This is a genomic window from Kitasatospora sp. NPDC001547 (assembly GCF_042894165.1).
Classification (GTDB): Bacteria; Actinomycetota; Actinomycetes; order Streptomycetales; family Streptomycetaceae; genus Kitasatospora.
In genome coordinates this window covers 503,343-520,442 of the sequence record NZ_JBIAVL010000005.1, presented here as the reverse complement: position 1 = coordinate 520,442, position 17,100 = coordinate 503,343, and the positions used below count along the sequence as shown (strand labels likewise).

Sequence of the window (17,100 nt, the reverse complement as noted above, 5' to 3'; positions counted from 1 at the left end):
TCGGACAGCCCACCCCCACCGCGCGGGGTGGGCTTCGGTGTTTTTGGTGCTTCTCTACGATTGCTCAATCCCTCGGCCAGTCGGCGAACCCCTGGCCACCGGGCTGGAGTGGACCTTGAGCGGCCCCCGAGAGGACCGGCCCGGGGCACCGGCAGACGGTCCTGACCTGCACTTTTCTTCATGCTCAGATCATCGGACCATCATCTGTTCGACAACCCCCGGTATCCGGATGAACACCGAGCGCACGGTGATCGGGTCGACCGCTTCTGTAAGGGCCTGACAGCTAAACGAACCCGACCTTGTACGGAATCGACGCCGAAACCAGCGCACGGCCCCTCGTACAGTCATAAGTGAAGAAAGTGATTCGCAGCCGGGGGCACAGCAGACGTTGGCTGTCGGACAGTTCCCTCACCCTTGGAGTGGTTCGAGATGACGGTTGTGCATGAGGCGCCGGTCGACGGCGAGGTCCCGGAGGTCCCGGCCGACGCCCACGGGCGGGTCGCCGAGCTGCACGAGCTCCGTGAGAAGGTCCGCCGCGGCCCCAGCGACAAGGCCACCGAGGCCCAGCACGCCAAGGGCAAGCTGACCGCCCGCGAGCGCATCGAGCTGCTGCTGGACGAGGGCTCCTTCCAGGAGGTCGAGCCGTTCCGCCGGCACCGCGCCCAGGGCTTCGGCCTGGAGGCCAAGAAGCCGCACACCGACGGCGTGGTCGTCGGCTGGGGCACCGTCCACGGGCGCACCGTCTTCACGTACGCGCACGACTTCCGGATCTTCGGCGGCGCGCTGGGCGAGGCCCACGCGCAGAAGATCCACAAGATCATGGACATGGCCATCGCGGCCGGCGCCCCGCTGGTCTCGCTGAACGACGGCGCCGGCGCCCGCATCCAGGAGGGCGTCACCGCCCTGGCCGGGTACGGCGGCATCTTCCAGCGCAACACCAAGGCCTCCGGCGTCATCCCGCAGATCTCGGTGATGCTCGGCCCGTGCGCCGGCGGCGCCGCGTACTCCCCCGCGCTGACCGACTTCGTCTTCATGGTCCGCGAGACCTCGCAGATGTTCATCACCGGCCCGGACGTGGTCCAGGCGGTGACCGGCGAGAAGATCACCCAGAACGGCCTCGGCGGCGCGGACGTGCACGCCGGCGTCTCCGGCGTCGCCCACTTCATCTACGACGACGAGCAGTCCTGCATCGAGGAGGTCCGCTACCTCCTGTCGCTGCTGCCGCAGAACAACCGCGAGATGCCGCCGTCCGTGATGAGCGACGACCCGGTCGAGCGGCGCAACGACAGCCTGCTGGACCTGGTGCCCGCCGACGGCAACCGCCCGTACGACATGCGCAAGGTGATCGAGGAGATCGTCGACCACGGCGAGTACCTGGAGGTCCACGAGCGCTGGGCCACCAACGTGCTCTGCGTGCTCGCCCGGATCGACGGCCACGTCGTCGGCATCATCGCCAACCAGCCGCAGTCGCTGGCCGGCGTGCTGGACATCGACGCGAGCGAGAAGGCCGCCCGCTTCGTCCAGATGTGCGACGCCTTCAACATCCCGCTGGTCACCCTGCTCGACGTCCCCGGCTTCCTGCCCGGCGTCGACCAGGAGCACGGCGGCATCATCCGGCACGGCGCCAAGCTGCTCTACGCGTACTGCAACGCCACCGTGCCGCGCATCTCGCTGATCCTGCGCAAGGCCTACGGCGGCGCCTACATCGTGATGGACTCCCGCTCCATCGGCGCCGACCTGTCCTACGCCTGGCCGACCAACGAGATCGCCGTGATGGGCGCCGAGGGCGCGGCCAACGTCATCTTCCGGCGCGAGATCAACGCCGCCGAGGACCCGGACGCGATGCGCGCCCAGAAGATCAAGGAGTACAAGAGCGAGCTGATGCACCCGTACTACGCGGCCGAGCGCGGCCTCGTGGACGACGTCATCGACCCGGCCGAGACCCGTCGGGTGATCTCCGCCGCCCTCGCCATGCTCCGCACCAAGCACGCCGACCTGCCCAGCCGCAAGCACGGCAACCCGCCGATGTAGCGGCGCCTCCCAGCGCACCCGCTCCACAGCAGCAGCCCGCACCGGGCACCCACTCAGACCACAGCCACCGGGGGAGAAACCAGGACATGACCGCTTCCGCCGAACCCCTCGTCCGCATCGTCCGCGGCACTCTCACCGACGAGGAACTCGCCGCCCTGACCGCCGTCCTCGCCGCGCGCGCCGCCGCCGCGCAGCAGGCCGCCGCCGCCGCGCCGATGGAGCCGATCGCCAACTGGCAGCGCCTGGAGCGCCGGCCGGCGTACTACTCGCCGTTCAGCTGGCAGCAGGCGGCCTGACCGCCCGAGCCGACGGCCGGCCACCCGAACGGGGTGGCCGGCCGTCGGGCTTTTCCCGGGAGCCGCGCCGGCCGGGCCCCCGCCCGGTCGGCCGGGGCCGGAGGGGGCCGCGGAGGGCTCGGTAGGATACCTGCTGGGCGGTACGCGTCCGCCGCCCCGTCCGCCCCCACGGGACCGGCCGCTGCCGGGACCAGAACCTTCCAGGGAGGCTGCGATGGCCAGGCAGGCCCGCGCGCTGGCGACCCGCCAGGCGGTACTCGTCGCGGCGGCCGAGGTGTTCGACGAGCGGGGCTACGCCGCCGCCACGATGGCCGAGATCCTGGACCGGGCCGGCGTCACCAAGGGCGCGCTGTACTTCCACTTCCACTCCAAGGAGGACCTGGCGCTCGCCGTCATCGAGGGGCAGGGCGCCTGGATCTCCGGGTGGGCACCGTCCTCGGACAGCCCGGTGCAGAACCTCATCGACCTCGGGTACGCCTTCGCCCGCGCGCTCCAGACCGACCCGCTGGTGCGCGGCAGCATCCGGCTGACGATCGAGCACGGCAGCTTCACCCAGCCGCAGATCGCGGCCTACCAGGGCTGGATGGACACGGTCGGCGCGCTGCTGGAGCGCGCCCGGGAGGCCGGCGACCTCCACCCGGGGGTCGACCTGACCGCGGCCTCCGGGGTGATCACCGGGGCCGTCACCGGCATCCAGCTGAGCTCCCAGGTGCTGGCCGACCGGCAGGACCTGGTCCAGCGGATGTCCGACCTCTGGACGCTGCTGCTGCCCGGCCTGGTCCAGCCGCACGCGCTCGCCCGGCTGAGCGTCGCCGAGCGCGCCTGAGCCGTCGGGCGCGCCTGAGCCCGTCCGATGCGCCCGGGCCGTCCGACGCACCCCGGGCCACCGGGCAGGCCGGGTCACCGGACGGCCCCGCGACCGCGCCGGATCAGACCCGGTAGCCCGCCCGGTGCTCCGCCGCCACCAGGGCCGGCAGCGCGGCCGTCCAGAGCCGGCTCACCTTCTCCGGCCCGGGCGCGCCGGCCTCCTCGTCCCCGAGCAGCACCTGGCCCGCCGCCACCGCGGTGAGCAGTTCGGCGGCGGCCCGCCGGTCCACCCCGGGGCCCAGCTCACCGGCCTCGGCGGCGCGGTCCAGCAGCCGGTGGACGACGGCGGTGAGGCTGCGCCAGGCGACGTCGGCGGCCACCGGGGCGGACCGGCCGGACGGCCCCTCCAGGACGCCGTCCCGGCGCCGGCCCTGCTGGACCAGCCGGACACCGGCCCGCACCACCACGTCCTCCCGCAGCATCCGGGCCAGCTCGTGGGAGAAGTCGATCAGGCCCTGGAGCGCCGGGCCGTCGGCCCGCAGCGCGCGCAGCGCGGCCGAGCCGACCTCCCGCCCGGAGGCGCGGCGCACCCCGTCGGCGAGGGCCTGCTTGGACACGAAGTGGAAGTAGAGGGCCCCCTTGCTCACCCCGGCCCGACGGCTGATGTCGACCAGGCTGGCGGCCTCGAAGCCCACCCGCGCGAAGGTCTCCGCGGCCGCGAGCAGTACGGCCTGCCGGGTCCGCCCGGCCCGTTCCTGCTTGACCACTGGCCCCCTCCGGACTCGACCGGGCGCGATCCCCGCCCCACCCGGCTGCTGTCGGCGCGCCCCGCGAGGCGGCGCCGCATGCGGACGGGACGCCCGAAACCGCATGGTTGGTATCTAATCTAGCGCCTGCTTCGCCCCCGCCGTCCAGCGGGGACGGCCCCCCACCGATGGTCCGAGGTCCGCCGAACGGGCATTCCCCCAGCGCACGGGCCAGGTAGCGTGGTGGTACCGGCGAGTGCGGCCCGGGCACCCCGGTCGGCAAAGACAAACCGGGTGGTATGTATGTTTTGCTCGGACGGCCGTGGCGGCCGCTCCGACCGACACCCTGAGGCGGGGGCCAGTCATGCCATCGATCGTAGAGCCGGACCCGCGCGGCCCGTACGCCCACCCCGGCCCGGGCAGCGGTGGCGGCCTCGACTTCCACGACGGCCCCGCGACCGGCTACGACTTCCACGACCGGACCGTCTCCCGGCACCTGGTGCACCGCACCGCGGTCTCCGAGGTGTTCCTCACCGGCTGGCGGTCCACCGGCCCGTACGGTTTCCTGCTCGGCGCCCAGTGGCCCCGGCTGCACGGCTTCTACCGGCTCCCCGGGGACCGCTACCACGACCCGGTGCTGCTCGCCGAAACGATCCGGCAGGCCGGGCTGCTGATCGGCCACGCCGGATTCGGGGTGCCGCGCGGCCACCACTTCGTGATGGAGGACCTCTCCTACGCGCTCGACGGATCCGGGCTGCCGGGCCTGGCCGTCACCACCGGCCCCGCCTCGCTGATGCTGGCCGTCGACTGCGAGGACGTCCGGATGCGGCACGGCGAGCTGGTCTCGCTGCGGGTGTGCGTCGACGTCACCCGGGACGGCCGGCCGATCGGCCGGGGCACCGGCCGGCTGCGGGTGGTCTCCCCCGCCTCGTACGCCCGGCTGCGCGGCCCCGGGCGGCGCACCGCCGCGCCACGGCCGCCGGCGCCCGCCGCCCCCGAACTGGTCGGCCGCGCCCAGCCCGCCGACGTGGTGCTCAGCCCGACCCTCGCCCCGGACACCTGGCTGCTGCGCGCCGACGCCACCCACCCGGTGCTGTTCGACCACGAGCTGGACCACGTGCCCGGGATGCTGGTGCTGGAGGCCGCCCGGCAGGCCGCCCAGCGGCTGCGCCACCCCGAGCCGGTGGTGCCGGTCGAGCTGGTGACCTCCTTCGAGAGGTACATCGAGCTGGACCGGCCCTGCCTCGTCCGGGCGGTCCCCGAACCCATCGCCGGACCGACCTCCGGGCCGGCCGCCGGACCGACTGGCGCGCCCGCCGCGGCGGGCGCCCGGCAGCCGGTACGGGTCCAACTGCTCCAGGACGGCCTGACGGCGGCCGAGTGCCTGCTGCTCACCGCGCCGCTGGACGGCCCGGCCGAGGGCCCGGCGGTACCGGCCCAGCGGGACGCCTACGACGGCCGCCCCGCCGCGCCGGGCCTCGGCGGCACCCGGCTGCCGCTGGCGAGCTGACCCCCGTCAGGCGGCCACCAGGGCGGCCGGCCGGCCCGCGTGCATCACGCTGAGGTTGGTCGCCAGCCGGACCGGGTCCTGGGCCAGCCAGAGCCGCAGCGCCGCGCCCAGGGCGGCGCTGGCCGACTCGATCCGGACGTCGGTGATCTGCGCGATCCGGGCCGCGCCGGGCACCAGCAGGTCGGCCAGCGGGGTCGGCAGCCACACCGTCAGGGCGCACGGCGCGGGCACCGCCAGCGCCCCCAGCAGCCGGTAGGCGTCCCCCGGCGCGCTGAGCGTGGGGATGATGTCCAGCAGCGCGTCGGACACCACCTCGGACACGTCGCTCCGGTGTCCCTGGGCGAGCCGGCGGAGCAGCATGCGCTCGGCGGCGGTGATTCGGACGGTCAACATGACCTCGTCGCACTCCATTGCGCGATTTCCTCCTCAGTTCCCTCTCGCACCGACCGGCGGCCGGCGCGCACTACCCCTGTTGCACCTCGGCCCGGCTACCTGTGGGAGAGGGCCGGGCCGGTGGGTGGTCGTGTGTCCCGGTCAGATCCCCGCGTAGGAGTGCTTTCCGGTGACGAAGATGTTCACGCCGTAGTAGTTGAAGAGCCAGCAGGCGAACGCCGCCAGCGCCAGGTAGGCGGCCTTGCGGCCCTTCCAGCCGGCCGTCGCCCGGGCGTGCAGGTAGCAGGCGTAGGCGACCCAGGTGATGAACGACCAGGTCTCCTTCGGGTCCCACTCCCAGTACTTGCCCCAGGCCGCCTCGGCCCAGATCGCGCCCGCGATGATGGTGAACGTCCACAGCGGGAAGACCAGGGCGTTGATCCGGTACGACAGCTTGTCGAAGGTCGACGCGGCGGGCAGCCGGCGCCAGATCGAGGCCGAGGTGCCCAGCGGGCCGGTGGTGAGGCCGGCCGCCATCCGCTTGTCGAAGGAGTCCTTGCCGAGGTAGAGCAGCGTGGCGATGAACGCCGCGTAGAAGGCGCCGCCGCAGAAGATCGCGGTGGAGACGTGGATCGCCAGCCACGGCGAGTGCAGCGCCGGGACGAGCTGCTCGGAGTCGGTGTAGAGCACCGTGGTGGCGATGCCCAGGGTCAGCAGCCCCGCGAGGACGACCGGCAGACCCAGCCAGCGGACGTTCTTCCTCGTGGCCAGCAGCACCAGGTACGCCGCCGTCATCGCGAAGGCGAAGGCGCAGGAGAACTCGTACATGTTGCCCCACGGCCAGCGGGAGACCGAGAGGCCGCGGGTGACGATCCCGCCCGCGTGCAGCAGGGCGGCGAGCACGGTGAGCGAGACGGCGATCCGGCCGGCCAGGTCGGCCCGCTCGCTGGTGCCGGCCGCGCCCGGGCCGTCCTCCTCGTCCGCGCCGCGCCCGCTGGTGACCACCGTCGCCCCCTCGCCCGCGACCGCGGTGCGGGTGAGCGTGGTGGTGCCGCCGCCGGCCCCCGCCACGGTGACGGTGACCTTCCTGGCCTTCGGCCCGGCCGTGGCGACGGTCTCGCCGAGGCTGACGGCCTGCTCCTTCGAGCGGACGGCGACGGCGCCCTTGCTGCCGAAGGTCCACTCGATCATGTGGGCGAACATGGCGAGCGTGTAGACCACCATCGCCGAATAGATCAGCTTGTTGGAGAGGTCGGCCAGCTGGGGGTCGACCGCCGAGGCGAGTTGCACCGTCTACTCCTTGGAGTTCTGGTCGGCAGGGACTGCGGGGGCTGAGGCCTCGGCCTCGGGGTCGTCGGACACCGCGTCGGGAGCGGCGGCGGAGCGCTCGGTGCCGTCCCCGTCCTCCTCCGCGGAGGCCGGGGCGTCCTCCTTCGTGGAGGCCGGGGCGTCGTCCTCCTCGGAGGCCGGGGCGTCGTCCTGGAGGTCGACCGCCAGCTCCGCCAGCTCCTCGGCGATCTTCGCCGACTCGCTGCGGGCCAGGCCGGCCAGCTCCACCTGGGTGCCGCCGCCCGGCAGGGCGACCGCCCGCACCCAGATCCGGCGGCGCTGGATGAACAGCGAGCCGATCAGACCGAGGATCGCCAGCACCCCGCCGGCCAGGGCGATCGAGTTGCCCGGGCGGTGCGTGACGTTGAAGCTGGCCCACTGCTTGTAGCCCTCGAAGGTCACCGAGCCGTAGCCGTCGGGGAGCTCCCAGCCCTGGCCGGGCTTGAGCCGGGCCTTGGCCGGCTCGCCGTCCCGGGTGAGCTGGGTGAGCTTGCGGGTGTTGAGCTGGTAAACGTTCTGCGGCAGGCCGGAGTCGGTGCCGAGGTCGCCCGCGAAGGCGTTCAGCACCAGCTCGGGGGCGGCGTCACCGGGGAACAGCGAGACCGGGCCGGTGCCCTCGAAGCTCAGCGGGGCGGTCGGCAGGAAGAAGCCGGAGAAGCCCAGCTGGGTCTTGTTGCCGTCGGGGCCGGTGCCGTAGTCGGAGACCTTCACGACACCGGTGGAGGTGAGGTTGCCGTCCTGCGGCAGGAACGGGACGGCGCCCCGGTAGACGACGTCGCCCTTGCCGTTCTTGACGGTGATGACCGGGGCGTAGCCGTGGCCGATCAGGTAGACCTTGCTGCCGCCGACCTCCAGCGGGTGGTTGACCTCGATCGTCGACTTCTTCAGCTTGGACTCGTCGCTGCCCGCGTAGTACTCGACGTTCGCGGTGAACTGCCGGGCGGCGCCGATCTGGTCGCCCTTCTCCTGGAACTTCGAGGTGAAGCCGTTCAGCTTCAGGTAGAAGGGGTCGAGGTCCTGGCTGCCGTAGAACCGGGTGCCGTTGAAGTCGTCGAGCTGGGTGATGGTGTTGGAGTAGCCCTCGCCCTCGATCATCAGCTTGCCGCCGGTGCCGGCGGCCAGGCTGGACCAGGCGAAACCGCCGAGCAGCGCGAACAGCGACAGGTGGAACAGCAGGTTGCCGACCTCGCGCAGGTAGCCCTTCTCGGCCGCGACCGAGCCGCCGGACAGGTGCGCGCGGAAGCCGCGCCGGCGCAGCAGCCGGTGCGCGGCGGCGTTCACCCGGTCGGCGTCCGCGTCGGTGCGCCAGGCGGCGTGCACCGGCATCCGGGTCAGGTTGCGCGGCGCGGCCGGCGGCTGGGAGCGCAGCACGCCGACGAACTGCCAGGTGCGCGGGACGATGCAGCCGGCCAGCGAGACGAACAGCAGGATGTAGATCGCGGAGAACCAGACCGAGCTGTAGACGTCGAACAGCTGGAGCTTCTCGTAGACCGGGGCGACGGTGGCGTGCTGCGCCTTCCAGGCCTCGACCTTCAACTGGCCCTGGCCGTTCTGGTACTGCGGGATCAGCGAGCCGGGGATGGCCGCCAGCGACAGCAGGAAGAGCAGGATCAGGGCGACCCGCATGGACGTCAGCTGGCGCCACATCCAGCGCGCCCAGCCGAACGTCCCTATGCCGGTCGGGCCTTCGGACTCGACCGGCGCGGTGCTGAGCCGCTCGGCCGCGCCGTCGTCCGGCGCCGGGGGCTGCTCGGTCTCGGTCGTGGTGTTGCTCACGGTCAGATTCCGATCTGGAAGTCGGCGGTCCAGGACTGCAGCTGGCTCATCATCGAGTCCCAGATCCCGGTGACGAGCAGCAGACCGACCGCGACGAGCATGCCGCCGCCGATCCTCATGACGAGCGGGTAGTGCCGCTTGACCCAGCCGAAGGCGCCCAGCGCCCGGCGGAAGGCCACCGCGGCCACGATGAACGGTACGCCGAGGCCCAGGCAGTAGAAGGTCATCAGCATGGCGCCGCGCGCGGCGTCGGCCTGGTTCAGCGCCAGGTTCTGGACGGTCGCCAGGGTCGGGCCGATGCACGGCGTCCAGCCGACGCCGAAGACCACGCCCAGCAGGGGGGCGCCGAGCAGGCCGACCGCCGGACGGCGGTGGGAGCGCATCTCGCGCATGCTCAGGCCGGGGACGAGGCCCATGAAGGCGAGGCCCATCACGATCGTCACCGCCCCGAGCACGATCGAGATGACCCGCTTGTGCTCCTGGAGGGTGTCGCCGAACTGCCCGAACAGCGCCCCGCCCGAGACGAACACGGCGGTGAAGCCGAGGATGAACAGCGTCGCCCCGAGCAGCATCCGGCCGCGCCGGGCGCCGCGCGCGTCCGCGAGGTCGGCGGCGGAGAAGCCGGTCACGTACGACAGGTAGCCCGGGACGAGCGGCAGCACGCAGGGCGAGAAGAACGACACCAGCCCGGCCGCCAGCGCGATCGGCGCGGCCACCAGCAGCGCCCCGCTCTGGAGCGTTCCGGTGTTGTCGGCGAGCTGCTGCGGCAGGCTCACTGCTTCTGCTCCGCGACCACCGGCTGGAGGATCGACTCCAGCGCGTCCTCGGTGGTGCCGCCGACGGCGCGGGCGGCCAGCCTGCCGTCCCGGTCGACGATCAGGGTGGTCGGGATGGACTGCGGGTTGAGGCTGCCCTTGGGGAACTTGAGCAGCTGGGTGCCGGCCGGGTCGAAGAGGCTCGGGTAGGTGACGCCCTGCTCCTGCTCGAAGCGGACGGCGTTCTGCTTCTCGGTGTCCCGGGTGTTGATGCCGAGGAACTGGACGCCCTGGTCCCTGTACTTCTCCGAGACGTTCTGGAGGCTCTTGGCCTCGGCCCGGCACGGGCCGCACCAGGAGCCCCAGACGTTCAGCACGACGACCTTGCCCCGGTAGTTGGAGAGCTTGGCCGGGGTGCCCTCCAGGGTCTCCCCGGAGATGTCCGGCGCGTCGCCGCGCTTGCCCGCCTCCGCCTTCGACAGGTTGGTGCCCTTGACCGTGACGAAGCCGACCTGGCCCTCGCCGCCGCCCGACGAGCCCGAGGAGGAGCAGCCGGTGAGGGCGAGCGCGGCAGCGGCGACGGTGACGACGGCTGCTGCGGCGACACGGGGACGGGGGCGCGTCATGGCAGACATGTGAAAAGTTTCGCATGGAGTTCCGGGCAGGTTCGCCGGGGTCCTGCCTTGCGCGTCGCACCCCGTCTGACCTGCGACGACTTCGGGTCACCCGGCACGTGCCAGGTGACCCGAAGTCATACTTACGCACCGCTTACGGGAGGGGCGGAAGGCTAGGCGCCGAAGCTCTTGCCCACCGGCTTGTCCCCCTTGCGGCCCTTGCCCACCAGGTGCGCGGGCAGCAGGTCGCGGGCCGGCTCGCGGTAGCCGACCGAGACGATCCGGTCGTCCTCGAAGGTGAAGCTGGTCAGCGAGGCCAGCGAGCACTGCCGGTTGCGCGGGTCGTGCCAGAGCCGGCGGCGCTCCACGAAGGAGCGCAGGATCCAGATCGGCAGCTGGTGGCTGACGCAGACCGCCTCGTGCCCGCGCGCGGCGTCCCGGGCGGCACCGATCGCCCCCATCATCCGCACCGCCTGGTCGAGGTACGGCTCGCCCCAGGAGGGCTTGAACGGGTTGGTGAGGTACTTCCAGTAGCCCGGGTTGCGCAGCGAACCGTCGCCGACCCCGAAGGTCTTGCCCTCGAAGACGTTCTCCGCCTCGATCAGCCGCTCGTCCTCCGCGACGGCCAGGCCGTGCGCCTCGGCGATCGGCTCGGCCGTCTCCTGGGCCCGCTCCAGCGGGGAGGCCACCACGTGGGTGACGTCCCGGTCGGCCAGGTCCTCGGCGACCCGCTCGGCCATCTTCCGGCCCAGCTCGGACAGGTGGTAGTCCGGCAGGCGCCCGTACAGGACGCCCTCCGGGTTGTGCACCTCGCCGTGCCGCATCACGTGGACGACGGTGATCTCTTTGGCGCTCACTTCTCGACTGCTCCTGGGGAATCGGGTTCGGGCCGCGGCGGGTCAGGCCGTGGCGGCGGCAGCGGCGCGCGCGGCGGCCGGCAGGGCGGCGGCGATCCGCTCGATCGCCCGCTCGTCGTGGGACGCCGAGACGAACCAGGACTCGAAGGCGGACGGCGGCAGGTAGACGCCCTCGGCCAGCATCGCGTGGAAGAAGGCGGTGAAACGGTACGCCTCCTGGGTCCTGGCCTCGTCGTAGTCGGTGACCGGGGCCTCGGTGAAGAACACCGAGAACATGTTCCCGGCGGTCTGCAGCCGGTGCGTCACGCCCTCCTTGGCGAGCGCGTCGGTGACCAGGCCGGAGATCTCGGCGGCGACCTTGTCCACCGTCGCGTACACCTCGTCGGTGCAGCCGCGCAGCTGGGCCAGGCCGGCCGCGGTGGCGACCGGGTTCCCGGACAGGGTGCCCGCCTGGTAGACCGGGCCGGCCGGGGCCAGGTGCGCCATCACGTCGGCGCGGCCGCCGAAGGCCGCGGCCGGGAAGCCGCCGCCCATGACCTTGCCGAAGGTCAGCAGGTCCGGCGCCCAGCCCTCGTTCGCCGCCTCCAGGCCGTACCAGCCGGCCTTGGAGACGCGGAAGCCGGTCATCACCTCGTCGGAGATGAACAGCGCGCCGTTCTCCCGGCAGAGCCGGGCCAGGCCGCCGTTGAAGCCGGGCAGCGGCGGGACGACGCCCATGTTGCCGGGCGAGGCCTCGGTGATCACGCAGGCGATCTCGCCCGGGTGGGCGGCGAAGGCCCGCTCGACGGCGGCCAGGTCGTTGTACGGCAGCACGATGGTGTCGCCGGCCTGGGCGCCGGTGACGCCCGGGGTGTCCGGCAGGCCGAAGGTGGCCACGCCGGAACCGGCGGCGGCCAGCAGCGCGTCCACGTGGCCGTGGTAGCAGCCGGCGAACTTGACCACCTTCGCCCGGCCGGTGAACCCGCGGGCCAGCCGGATCGCGGACATGGTGGCCTCGGTGCCGGAGGAGACCAGGCGGACCTGCTCGACCGGGGCGACCCGGGAGACGATCTCCTCGGCCAGCTCGACCTCGCCCTCGCCGGGGGTGCCGAAGGAGGTGCCGTTGGAGACGGCCCGCTGGACGGCCTCGATCACCGGGGGGTGCGCGTGGCCGAGGATCATCGGCCCCCACGAGCACACCAGGTCGACGTACTCGCGGCCGTCGGCGTCGGTGAGGTAGGGGCCGGTGCCGGACACCATGAAGCGCGGCGTGCCGCCGACCGCGCGGAAGGCGCGCACCGGGGAGTTCACGCCGCCGGGCGTCACCACGGAGGCGCGGTCGAACAGCGACTGGGACTGGGGGGCTTCGTAGGGGTAGCTCACAAAAGACATGGTCTCAAATCGTGTCCTCGCGCTCTGCATGTCCGACCCGATCATCTGGAACGATGATCCGGGCACCGTTGTCTGTACGGTTGTCCGTACAGCAGGGGCCGCTGACTGCACCGGACCGGGGACCAGTCAGACTGTGTACACAGAGTGCGCAGGCGCTCCGGTCTGTGTGCAGGGGTGTGGAGAGGACTGCCGCGTACCGCGAATGGGTACGGCGGCGCATGACGGGTAAGGAGCACGTCCGGTGGGACGCCGGACGTGCGGGGGTCTGTCGATTCCGGCGAATTCCGGTGAGGATGGTCCGAGTGTCCGAGGCGCAGGACGGCTACGACGAGGCCGCGGGGGGCTCCCGCCGGCCCACCGAGGCCGCACGCGGGGGTACGGGAGCGGGTACGGGCCGTGGTCGTCGCGGCGGTGAGAGGCGGGGTGAGGGACGCGTGGGGGTGACCTACAAGTACTTCGGCGCCCCGGACCGCGCGACCGCCGCCAGGGTCCCCACCGCCCTCGGCCCGGGGGGGCTCGGCCTGGACGCCGGCGAGCTCGGCTCGCTGGGGCGGCTCGGCGACCTGATGGAGACCAGCGGCTCCCCCACCGGCCACCTCTCCACCAAGATCAAACCGGAGACGATGAGCGCCATGGTGCTCACCGGCATCCAGGGCGTCCCGCTGCACCAGGTGCCGCCGCTGGAACTGGTCGTGCTGCACCCCGACTACGCCGTCGTCCAGCTCCCCCACAACGTCGTCGAGCCGCTGCGCAAGGCCGACGAGACCGAGCTCGGCGCCGCCGCCTTCATCTGGTCCACCGTGCCGGACCGGCGCGGGCCGCGGGACGCGTTCGTGATCTACAGCATGCTGCACGAGTGGCAGGACTTCGCCAACCGGCTGCACGACGCCGGGCACCAGCTGTACTGCCTGGTCTGGCCGTGACGCCCGCCGCCCCGACTCCGCCGAACGCGGGCCGGGGTGGGGCTGGTTGACGGTTCGTCAGTCCTGGCGACCGGCGGGCCGCAGTACGGTGGCGGCGAGCAGCAGAGCCGTCGCCAGCAGGCCCGCGGCCACCGCGAAGGCGAGCCGGAAGCCGTCCGCGAGCGCCTCGGTGGCGGGCTGCCCGGCGGCCGAGAGGGCCGCGGTGCGGCCGTCGGCGAGGGTGGTGAGGACGGCGACCCCGAGCGCGCCGCCGATCTGCTGGGTGGTGTTGAAGAGCCCGGAGGCGGTGCCCGCGTCGGCCGGTCCGGCGCCCGACATGCCGAGCACGGCGAGGGTGGAGAGCACCAGGCCGCCACCGCCGATCAGCAGCATGGTCGGCAGCAGGTGCACGGCGTAGTCGGCGTCGGCGGGCAGCCGGGTGAGCAGGCCGAGCGCGGCGACCAGCAGGGCGAGGCCGGCGAGCAGGACGCGGCGCTCGCCGAAGCGCGCGCTCAGCCGGGCGGAGAGCAGCAGGGACACCGCGCCGATGGCGACGGCGGCCGGCAGCATCGCGAGGCCGGTGGCGGCGGCCCCGTAACCGAGCACGTTCTGCATGTGGAGGGCGACCAGGATCTGGAACCCGAACATCCCGGAGATGGTCAGGACCTGGACGAGGTTGGCGCCGGAGACGCTGCGCGAGCGGAACATCCGCAGGGGCAGCAGCGGGTGGGCGGCCCGCCCCTCGTGCCACAGGAAGGCGGCCAGCAGGGCGACGGCGAGGGCGCCCAGGCCGAGGGTGCGGACGGAGGTCCAGCCGTGCTCGCCGGTGCCGACGATGGTGTAGACGCCGAGCATCAGGGCGGCGGTGATCAACACCGCGCCGGGGGCGTCGGCGCCGGCCCGCAGGCCGGGGCCGCGCTCGGGCTCCAGCACCCGGAGGGCGAGCAGCGCGGCGGTGATGCCGAGCGGCAGGTTGATCAGGAAGATCCAGTGCCAGTCGAGGGCTTCGGTGAGGACGCCGCCGAGCACCTGGCCGATGGAGGCGCCGGCCGCGCCGACGAAGCTGAACGCGCCGATCGCGCGGCCGCGTTCGCGCGGTTCGGGGAAGAGCGTGACGATCATGCCGAGGCTGACCGAGGAGGCCAGCGCGCCGCCGACGCCCTGGAGGAAGCGGGCGCCGATCAGCAGCCCGGGGCTGGTGGCGACGGCGCAGAGCAGCGAGGCGGCGGTGAAGACGGCGAGCCCGGCGACGAACACCCGCTTGCGGCCGATCAGGTCGCCGAGCCGGCCGGCCAGCAGGAGCAGGCCGCCGAAGGCGATCAGGTAGGCGTTGACCGTCCAGGTCAGTCCGGACGGCGAGAAGCCGAGGTCCTGCTGGATGGCGGGCAGGGCCACGGTGACGATCGAGCCGTCCAGGATGATCATCAGCATTCCCGCGCAGAGCACCACGAGGGCGAGGGTGCGGGAGCGGGCGGGGGCTGCGGAAGCCGGCCTGGTGGCGGCCGGGGCGTGCGTGGTCATGGCGGTTCTCCCGGTTCGTCGAGTACCGGGTAGGACGCTATCAGATTGTTTTGTTCGGGACTATCTATCTCGGGAGTACATGCGCGGCGGACGGTCCGGGCTCTCGGGTACGGCGGGTGGAGCCCCCGGCTCGCCCTCAGCCCCGGGAACGGCGGGCCCGGCGGACGGTGCGCTCGACCTCGACCGGCTCCGCGAGATGGCCGTCCACCAGGTGCGTCAGGGCGGAGACGAACACCTCGCGCTCGGGCCGCGGCAGCGACTCCAGCAGCTCGCGGTGCACCCGGTCGGCGATCGCGGTGCCCTGCACCACGGCCCGTGCGCCCGCCTCGGTGACCGAGACGATCCGGGCCCGCCGGTCGGTCGCGGACGGACGGCGCTCGGCCAGGCCCGCCTTCTCCAGCTCGTCGACGGTGACCACCATGGTCGTCTTGTCCAGGTCCGTCAGCTCGGCCAGCTGGATCTGGGTGCGCTCGGCCTCCTGGGCGTGGAACAGCACGCAGTAGGCGCGCGGGGTGATCCCGAGCTCGGTGAAGGCGGCCGCCATCCGGGTGGCCAGCACGTGGCTCGCGTGGTCCATCAGCCCGGAGATGTCGCGGATCTGGCGCGCGGGCGGCGGGGTCGTCGTCATACGTCCGAGGTTAGCAACGGCCCGTCTGCTGCCGGATGATCCCGTAGCCAACCAACAGCGGTCTACGGGATGCCCAACTCGAACAGCGCATAGCCCGCGTACCAGCCCGCCGCGAGGACCGGCGTCGCCAGCAGCCCGGCCAGCGAGGAGGTCCGCACCCGGCGCAGCGCCACCGCCAGGCCGATGCAGAGCGGGAAGGCGGGCAGCAGGTAGCGCGAGATGTTGCCGAAGATCTGGTTGGTGCTCAGCGCGGTGAAGAGGGTGAGCCCGGTGTAGACCCACAGCACCAGCGGCGGCCGGGTGCGCCAGAGCAGCACCAGCAGCCCGGGCAGGGCGATCAGCAGGACGATCGCGATCAGGTCCGGGACGGGGTTGGCCTGCCAGTAGACCCAGTGGCCGGCGAGCACGTCCCTGATCGTGCGCACGGTGGACACGCCGCCGTCGAAGTAGCGGTTCCAGGCGCCCTGCTGGAGCTTGAAGTAGCCGGTCCAGTCGCCCATCTTCCAGCCGACCCAGGCCACGTAGCCGAGCAGGCCCCAGGGGGTGACCAGCATCGCGGTCAGCGGACGGGCCACCCCGTCGGTGCGGCGGACCAGCGCGACCAGCGCGGCGATCGAGACGGCGGCGATCAGTACGGCGGCGGTCGGCCGGTTGAGGCCCGCCACCAGCGTCAGCAGGCCGGCCGCGATCCAGCGACGGGTCATCACGCAGTAGCAGGCCCAGGCGGACAGCGCGACGAACAGCGAGTCCGAGTAGACCGCCCACTCCACGCCGGAGCCCGGGAACAGCCCCCAGAGCACCGCCGCGATCACGCCCGCCCGGAAGCCGCCGAGCCGCTCGGCGATCGCGAAGATCCCCGCCGCGGCGACCAGCGAGGCCAGCACCGAGACGACCATCCCGGAGCCGTACGTACCGAGCCCGGTGACCGCGCCGACCAGCCGCATCAGCCAGGGGTAGAGCGGGAAGAAGGCGGCCGAGTTCTCGTAGTAGGTGGCCAGCGGGAAGCCGTGCAGCGGGATCAGCTGCGGGTCGTACCCGTCCTCGGCGATCCGCTGGTACCAGACGCCGTCCCAGGTGCCCAGGACGTCCCACGGGGTGGCGGCGCCACCGCGGCCCGGCTGCTTCGTCAGGTAGTCGCCGGTGTGCGAGAGCAGCAGCAGGAAGACGGTCATGCCGATCGCCTTCACCACCGCGTACGCGCCCAGCGCGGGCGCGAAGCGGTCCACCAGCGCCCCGAACCGCCGGGGCACGCGGCCCGTGCGCTCCTCGGGGGCCTCCACCGGCGCCGCCGCTCCGGGCTGGGTGCTGGACGACTCGGTGCTCGATGCCGTGCTCATCTGGTCTGGACTCCCCGCCCCGCTCGTGGTCCCGCGCGGCTCCGGCGCAACGATTTTCCCGTGAGCCTACGGCACGCCCCCGAACCGAGGCCCCCTGGCGCCCCTGGACCCCCGCCCGGGGTGCCCGGGGACGCGGCCGTGGGGGCCCCCGCGGGGGGGGGGGGGGCCCGGGGGGGGGGGGGGGGGGGGGCCGGGGGCGGGGGGGGGGGCCCCCGGGGGGGGGGGGCGCCGGGGGGCGGGGGGGGGCG

At 73.0% G+C, this 17,100-nt stretch carries 16 protein-coding genes; 5 read left to right on the top strand and 11 right to left on the bottom strand.

Annotation, left to right across the window (positions count from 1 at the left end; all coding sequences use genetic code 11):
• The first annotated feature begins 429 nt into the window (after nt 1-429).
• From ACFY0X_RS13235 to ACFY0X_RS13225, 3 genes are all read left to right on the top strand, one after another.
• Nucleotides 430-2,031: an acyl-CoA carboxylase subunit beta gene (locus ACFY0X_RS13235; RefSeq protein WP_387753039.1), complete on the top strand. Its 1,602-nt coding sequence runs from the start codon at nt 430-432 to the stop codon at nt 2,029-2,031.
• An 86-nt stretch (nt 2,032-2,117) separates the two neighbouring features.
• Nucleotides 2,118-2,327: an acyl-CoA carboxylase epsilon subunit gene (locus ACFY0X_RS13230; RefSeq protein ID WP_387753037.1), complete on the top strand. Its 210-nt coding sequence runs from the start codon at nt 2,118-2,120 to the stop codon at nt 2,325-2,327.
• 214 nt (nt 2,328-2,541) lie between these two features.
• A complete protein-coding gene (locus ACFY0X_RS13225; RefSeq protein WP_387753034.1) occupies nt 2,542-3,153 on the top strand; it encodes a ScbR family autoregulator-binding transcription factor in 612 nt (203 codons plus the stop codon).
• A gap of 103 nt (nt 3,154-3,256) precedes the next feature.
• On the opposite strand, the gene ACFY0X_RS13220 is transcribed toward ACFY0X_RS13225, so the two are convergent.
• A complete protein-coding gene (locus ACFY0X_RS13220) occupies nt 3,257-3,901 on the bottom strand; it encodes a ScbR family autoregulator-binding transcription factor (protein ID WP_387753031.1) in 645 nt (214 codons plus the stop codon).
• 343 nt (nt 3,902-4,244) lie between these two features.
• Between ACFY0X_RS13220 and ACFY0X_RS13215 the strand changes: the two genes are divergently transcribed.
• Nucleotides 4,245-5,390, top strand: a complete 1,146-nt coding sequence (locus tag ACFY0X_RS13215) for a ScbA/BarX family gamma-butyrolactone biosynthesis protein (RefSeq protein WP_387753028.1) — start codon at nt 4,245-4,247, stop codon at nt 5,388-5,390.
• Between the two features lie 6 nt (nt 5,391-5,396).
• On the opposite strand, the gene ACFY0X_RS13210 is transcribed toward ACFY0X_RS13215, so the two are convergent.
• The 7 genes from ACFY0X_RS13210 to hemL all read right to left on the bottom strand — a co-directional run bounded on the left by ACFY0X_RS13210 (nt 5,397) and on the right by hemL (nt 12,464).
• Nucleotides 5,397-5,783, bottom strand: a complete 387-nt coding sequence (locus ACFY0X_RS13210) for a hypothetical protein (RefSeq protein WP_355256523.1) — start codon at nt 5,781-5,783, stop codon at nt 5,397-5,399.
• 141 nt (nt 5,784-5,924) lie between these two features.
• Nucleotides 5,925-7,052 carry a c-type cytochrome biogenesis protein CcsB gene (ccsB, locus tag ACFY0X_RS13205; RefSeq protein ID WP_387753025.1) on the bottom strand — a complete coding sequence of 376 codons (1,128 nt, stop codon included), beginning with the start codon at nt 7,050-7,052 and terminating at the stop codon, nt 5,925-5,927.
• A gap of 3 nt (nt 7,053-7,055) precedes the next feature.
• Nucleotides 7,056-8,873 carry a cytochrome c biogenesis protein ResB gene (locus ACFY0X_RS13200; RefSeq protein ID WP_387753213.1) on the bottom strand — a complete coding sequence of 606 codons (1,818 nt, stop codon included), beginning with the start codon at nt 8,871-8,873 and terminating at the stop codon, nt 7,056-7,058.
• Nucleotides 8,870-9,643, bottom strand: a complete 774-nt coding sequence (locus ACFY0X_RS13195; protein WP_387753022.1) for a cytochrome c biogenesis CcdA family protein — start codon at nt 9,641-9,643, stop codon at nt 8,870-8,872. Before ACFY0X_RS13195 ends, ACFY0X_RS13200 begins: the two co-directional genes overlap by 4 nt.
• A complete protein-coding gene (locus tag ACFY0X_RS13190) occupies nt 9,640-10,257 on the bottom strand; it encodes a TlpA family protein disulfide reductase (protein ID WP_387753020.1) in 618 nt (205 codons plus the stop codon). The genes ACFY0X_RS13195 and ACFY0X_RS13190 overlap by 4 nt, the downstream gene beginning before the upstream one ends.
• A 152-nt stretch (nt 10,258-10,409) precedes the next feature.
• A complete protein-coding gene (locus tag ACFY0X_RS13185) occupies nt 10,410-11,060 on the bottom strand; it encodes a histidine phosphatase family protein (protein WP_387753210.1) in 651 nt (216 codons plus the stop codon).
• Nucleotides 11,061-11,135: 75 nt separating this feature from the next.
• Nucleotides 11,136-12,464: a glutamate-1-semialdehyde 2,1-aminomutase gene (gene hemL, locus ACFY0X_RS13180; protein ID WP_387753017.1), complete on the bottom strand. Its 1,329-nt coding sequence runs from the start codon at nt 12,462-12,464 to the stop codon at nt 11,136-11,138.
• A 440-nt stretch (nt 12,465-12,904) separates the two neighbouring features.
• Between hemL and ACFY0X_RS13175 the strand changes: the two genes are divergently transcribed.
• The gene (locus ACFY0X_RS13175) at nt 12,905-13,387 is read left to right on the top strand and encodes a hypothetical protein (protein WP_121174810.1); all 483 of its coding nucleotides are present in this window, start codon (nt 12,905-12,907) and stop codon (nt 13,385-13,387) included.
• Nucleotides 13,388-13,444: 57 nt separating this feature from the next.
• On the opposite strand, the gene ACFY0X_RS13170 is transcribed toward ACFY0X_RS13175, so the two are convergent.
• From ACFY0X_RS13170 to ACFY0X_RS13160, 3 genes are all read right to left on the bottom strand, one after another.
• On the bottom strand, nt 13,445-14,887 hold the full coding sequence (locus ACFY0X_RS13170) for a DHA2 family efflux MFS transporter permease subunit (protein ID WP_387753014.1): 1,443 nt from the start codon (nt 14,885-14,887) through the stop codon (nt 13,445-13,447).
• A gap of 136 nt (nt 14,888-15,023) precedes the next feature.
• On the bottom strand, nt 15,024-15,515 hold the full coding sequence (locus ACFY0X_RS13165; protein WP_387753011.1) for a MarR family winged helix-turn-helix transcriptional regulator: 492 nt from the start codon (nt 15,513-15,515) through the stop codon (nt 15,024-15,026).
• A gap of 62 nt (nt 15,516-15,577) precedes the next feature.
• Complete coding sequence (locus ACFY0X_RS13160) at nt 15,578-16,852, bottom strand: glycosyltransferase family 39 protein (protein ID WP_387753008.1); 1,275 nt, start codon at nt 16,850-16,852, stop codon at nt 15,578-15,580.
• Between the last annotated feature and the right edge of the window lie 248 nt (nt 16,853-17,100).

Bases quoted from the DNA above. Each gene is read 5' to 3' on its own strand.
- ACFY0X_RS13235 (WP_387753039.1), top strand. From the start codon at position 430: ATGACGGTTGTGCATGAGGCGCCGGTCGACGGCGAGGTCCCGGAGGTC.
- ACFY0X_RS13230 (WP_387753037.1), top strand. From the start codon at position 2,118: ATGACCGCTTCCGCCGAACCCCTCGTCCGCATCGTCCGCGGCACTCTC.
- ACFY0X_RS13225 (WP_387753034.1), top strand. From the start codon at position 2,542: ATGGCCAGGCAGGCCCGCGCGCTGGCGACCCGCCAGGCGGTACTCGTC.
- ACFY0X_RS13215 (WP_387753028.1), top strand. From the start codon at position 4,245: ATGCCATCGATCGTAGAGCCGGACCCGCGCGGCCCGTACGCCCACCCC.
- ACFY0X_RS13210 (WP_355256523.1), bottom strand. From the start codon at position 5,783: ATGTTGACCGTCCGAATCACCGCCGCCGAGCGCATGCTGCTCCGCCGG.
- ACFY0X_RS13190 (WP_387753020.1), bottom strand. From the start codon at position 10,257: ATGTCTGCCATGACGCGCCCCCGTCCCCGTGTCGCCGCAGCAGCCGTC.
- ACFY0X_RS13185 (WP_387753210.1), bottom strand. From the start codon at position 11,060: ATGCGGCACGGCGAGGTGCACAACCCGGAGGGCGTCCTGTACGGGCGC.
- hemL (WP_387753017.1), bottom strand. From the start codon at position 12,464: ATGTCTTTTGTGAGCTACCCCTACGAAGCCCCCCAGTCCCAGTCGCTG.
- ACFY0X_RS13170 (WP_387753014.1), bottom strand. From the start codon at position 14,887: ATGACCACGCACGCCCCGGCCGCCACCAGGCCGGCTTCCGCAGCCCCC.
- ACFY0X_RS13165 (WP_387753011.1), bottom strand. From the start codon at position 15,515: ATGACGACGACCCCGCCGCCCGCGCGCCAGATCCGCGACATCTCCGGG.
- ACFY0X_RS13160 (WP_387753008.1), bottom strand. From the start codon at position 16,852: ATGAGCACGGCATCGAGCACCGAGTCGTCCAGCACCCAGCCCGGAGCG.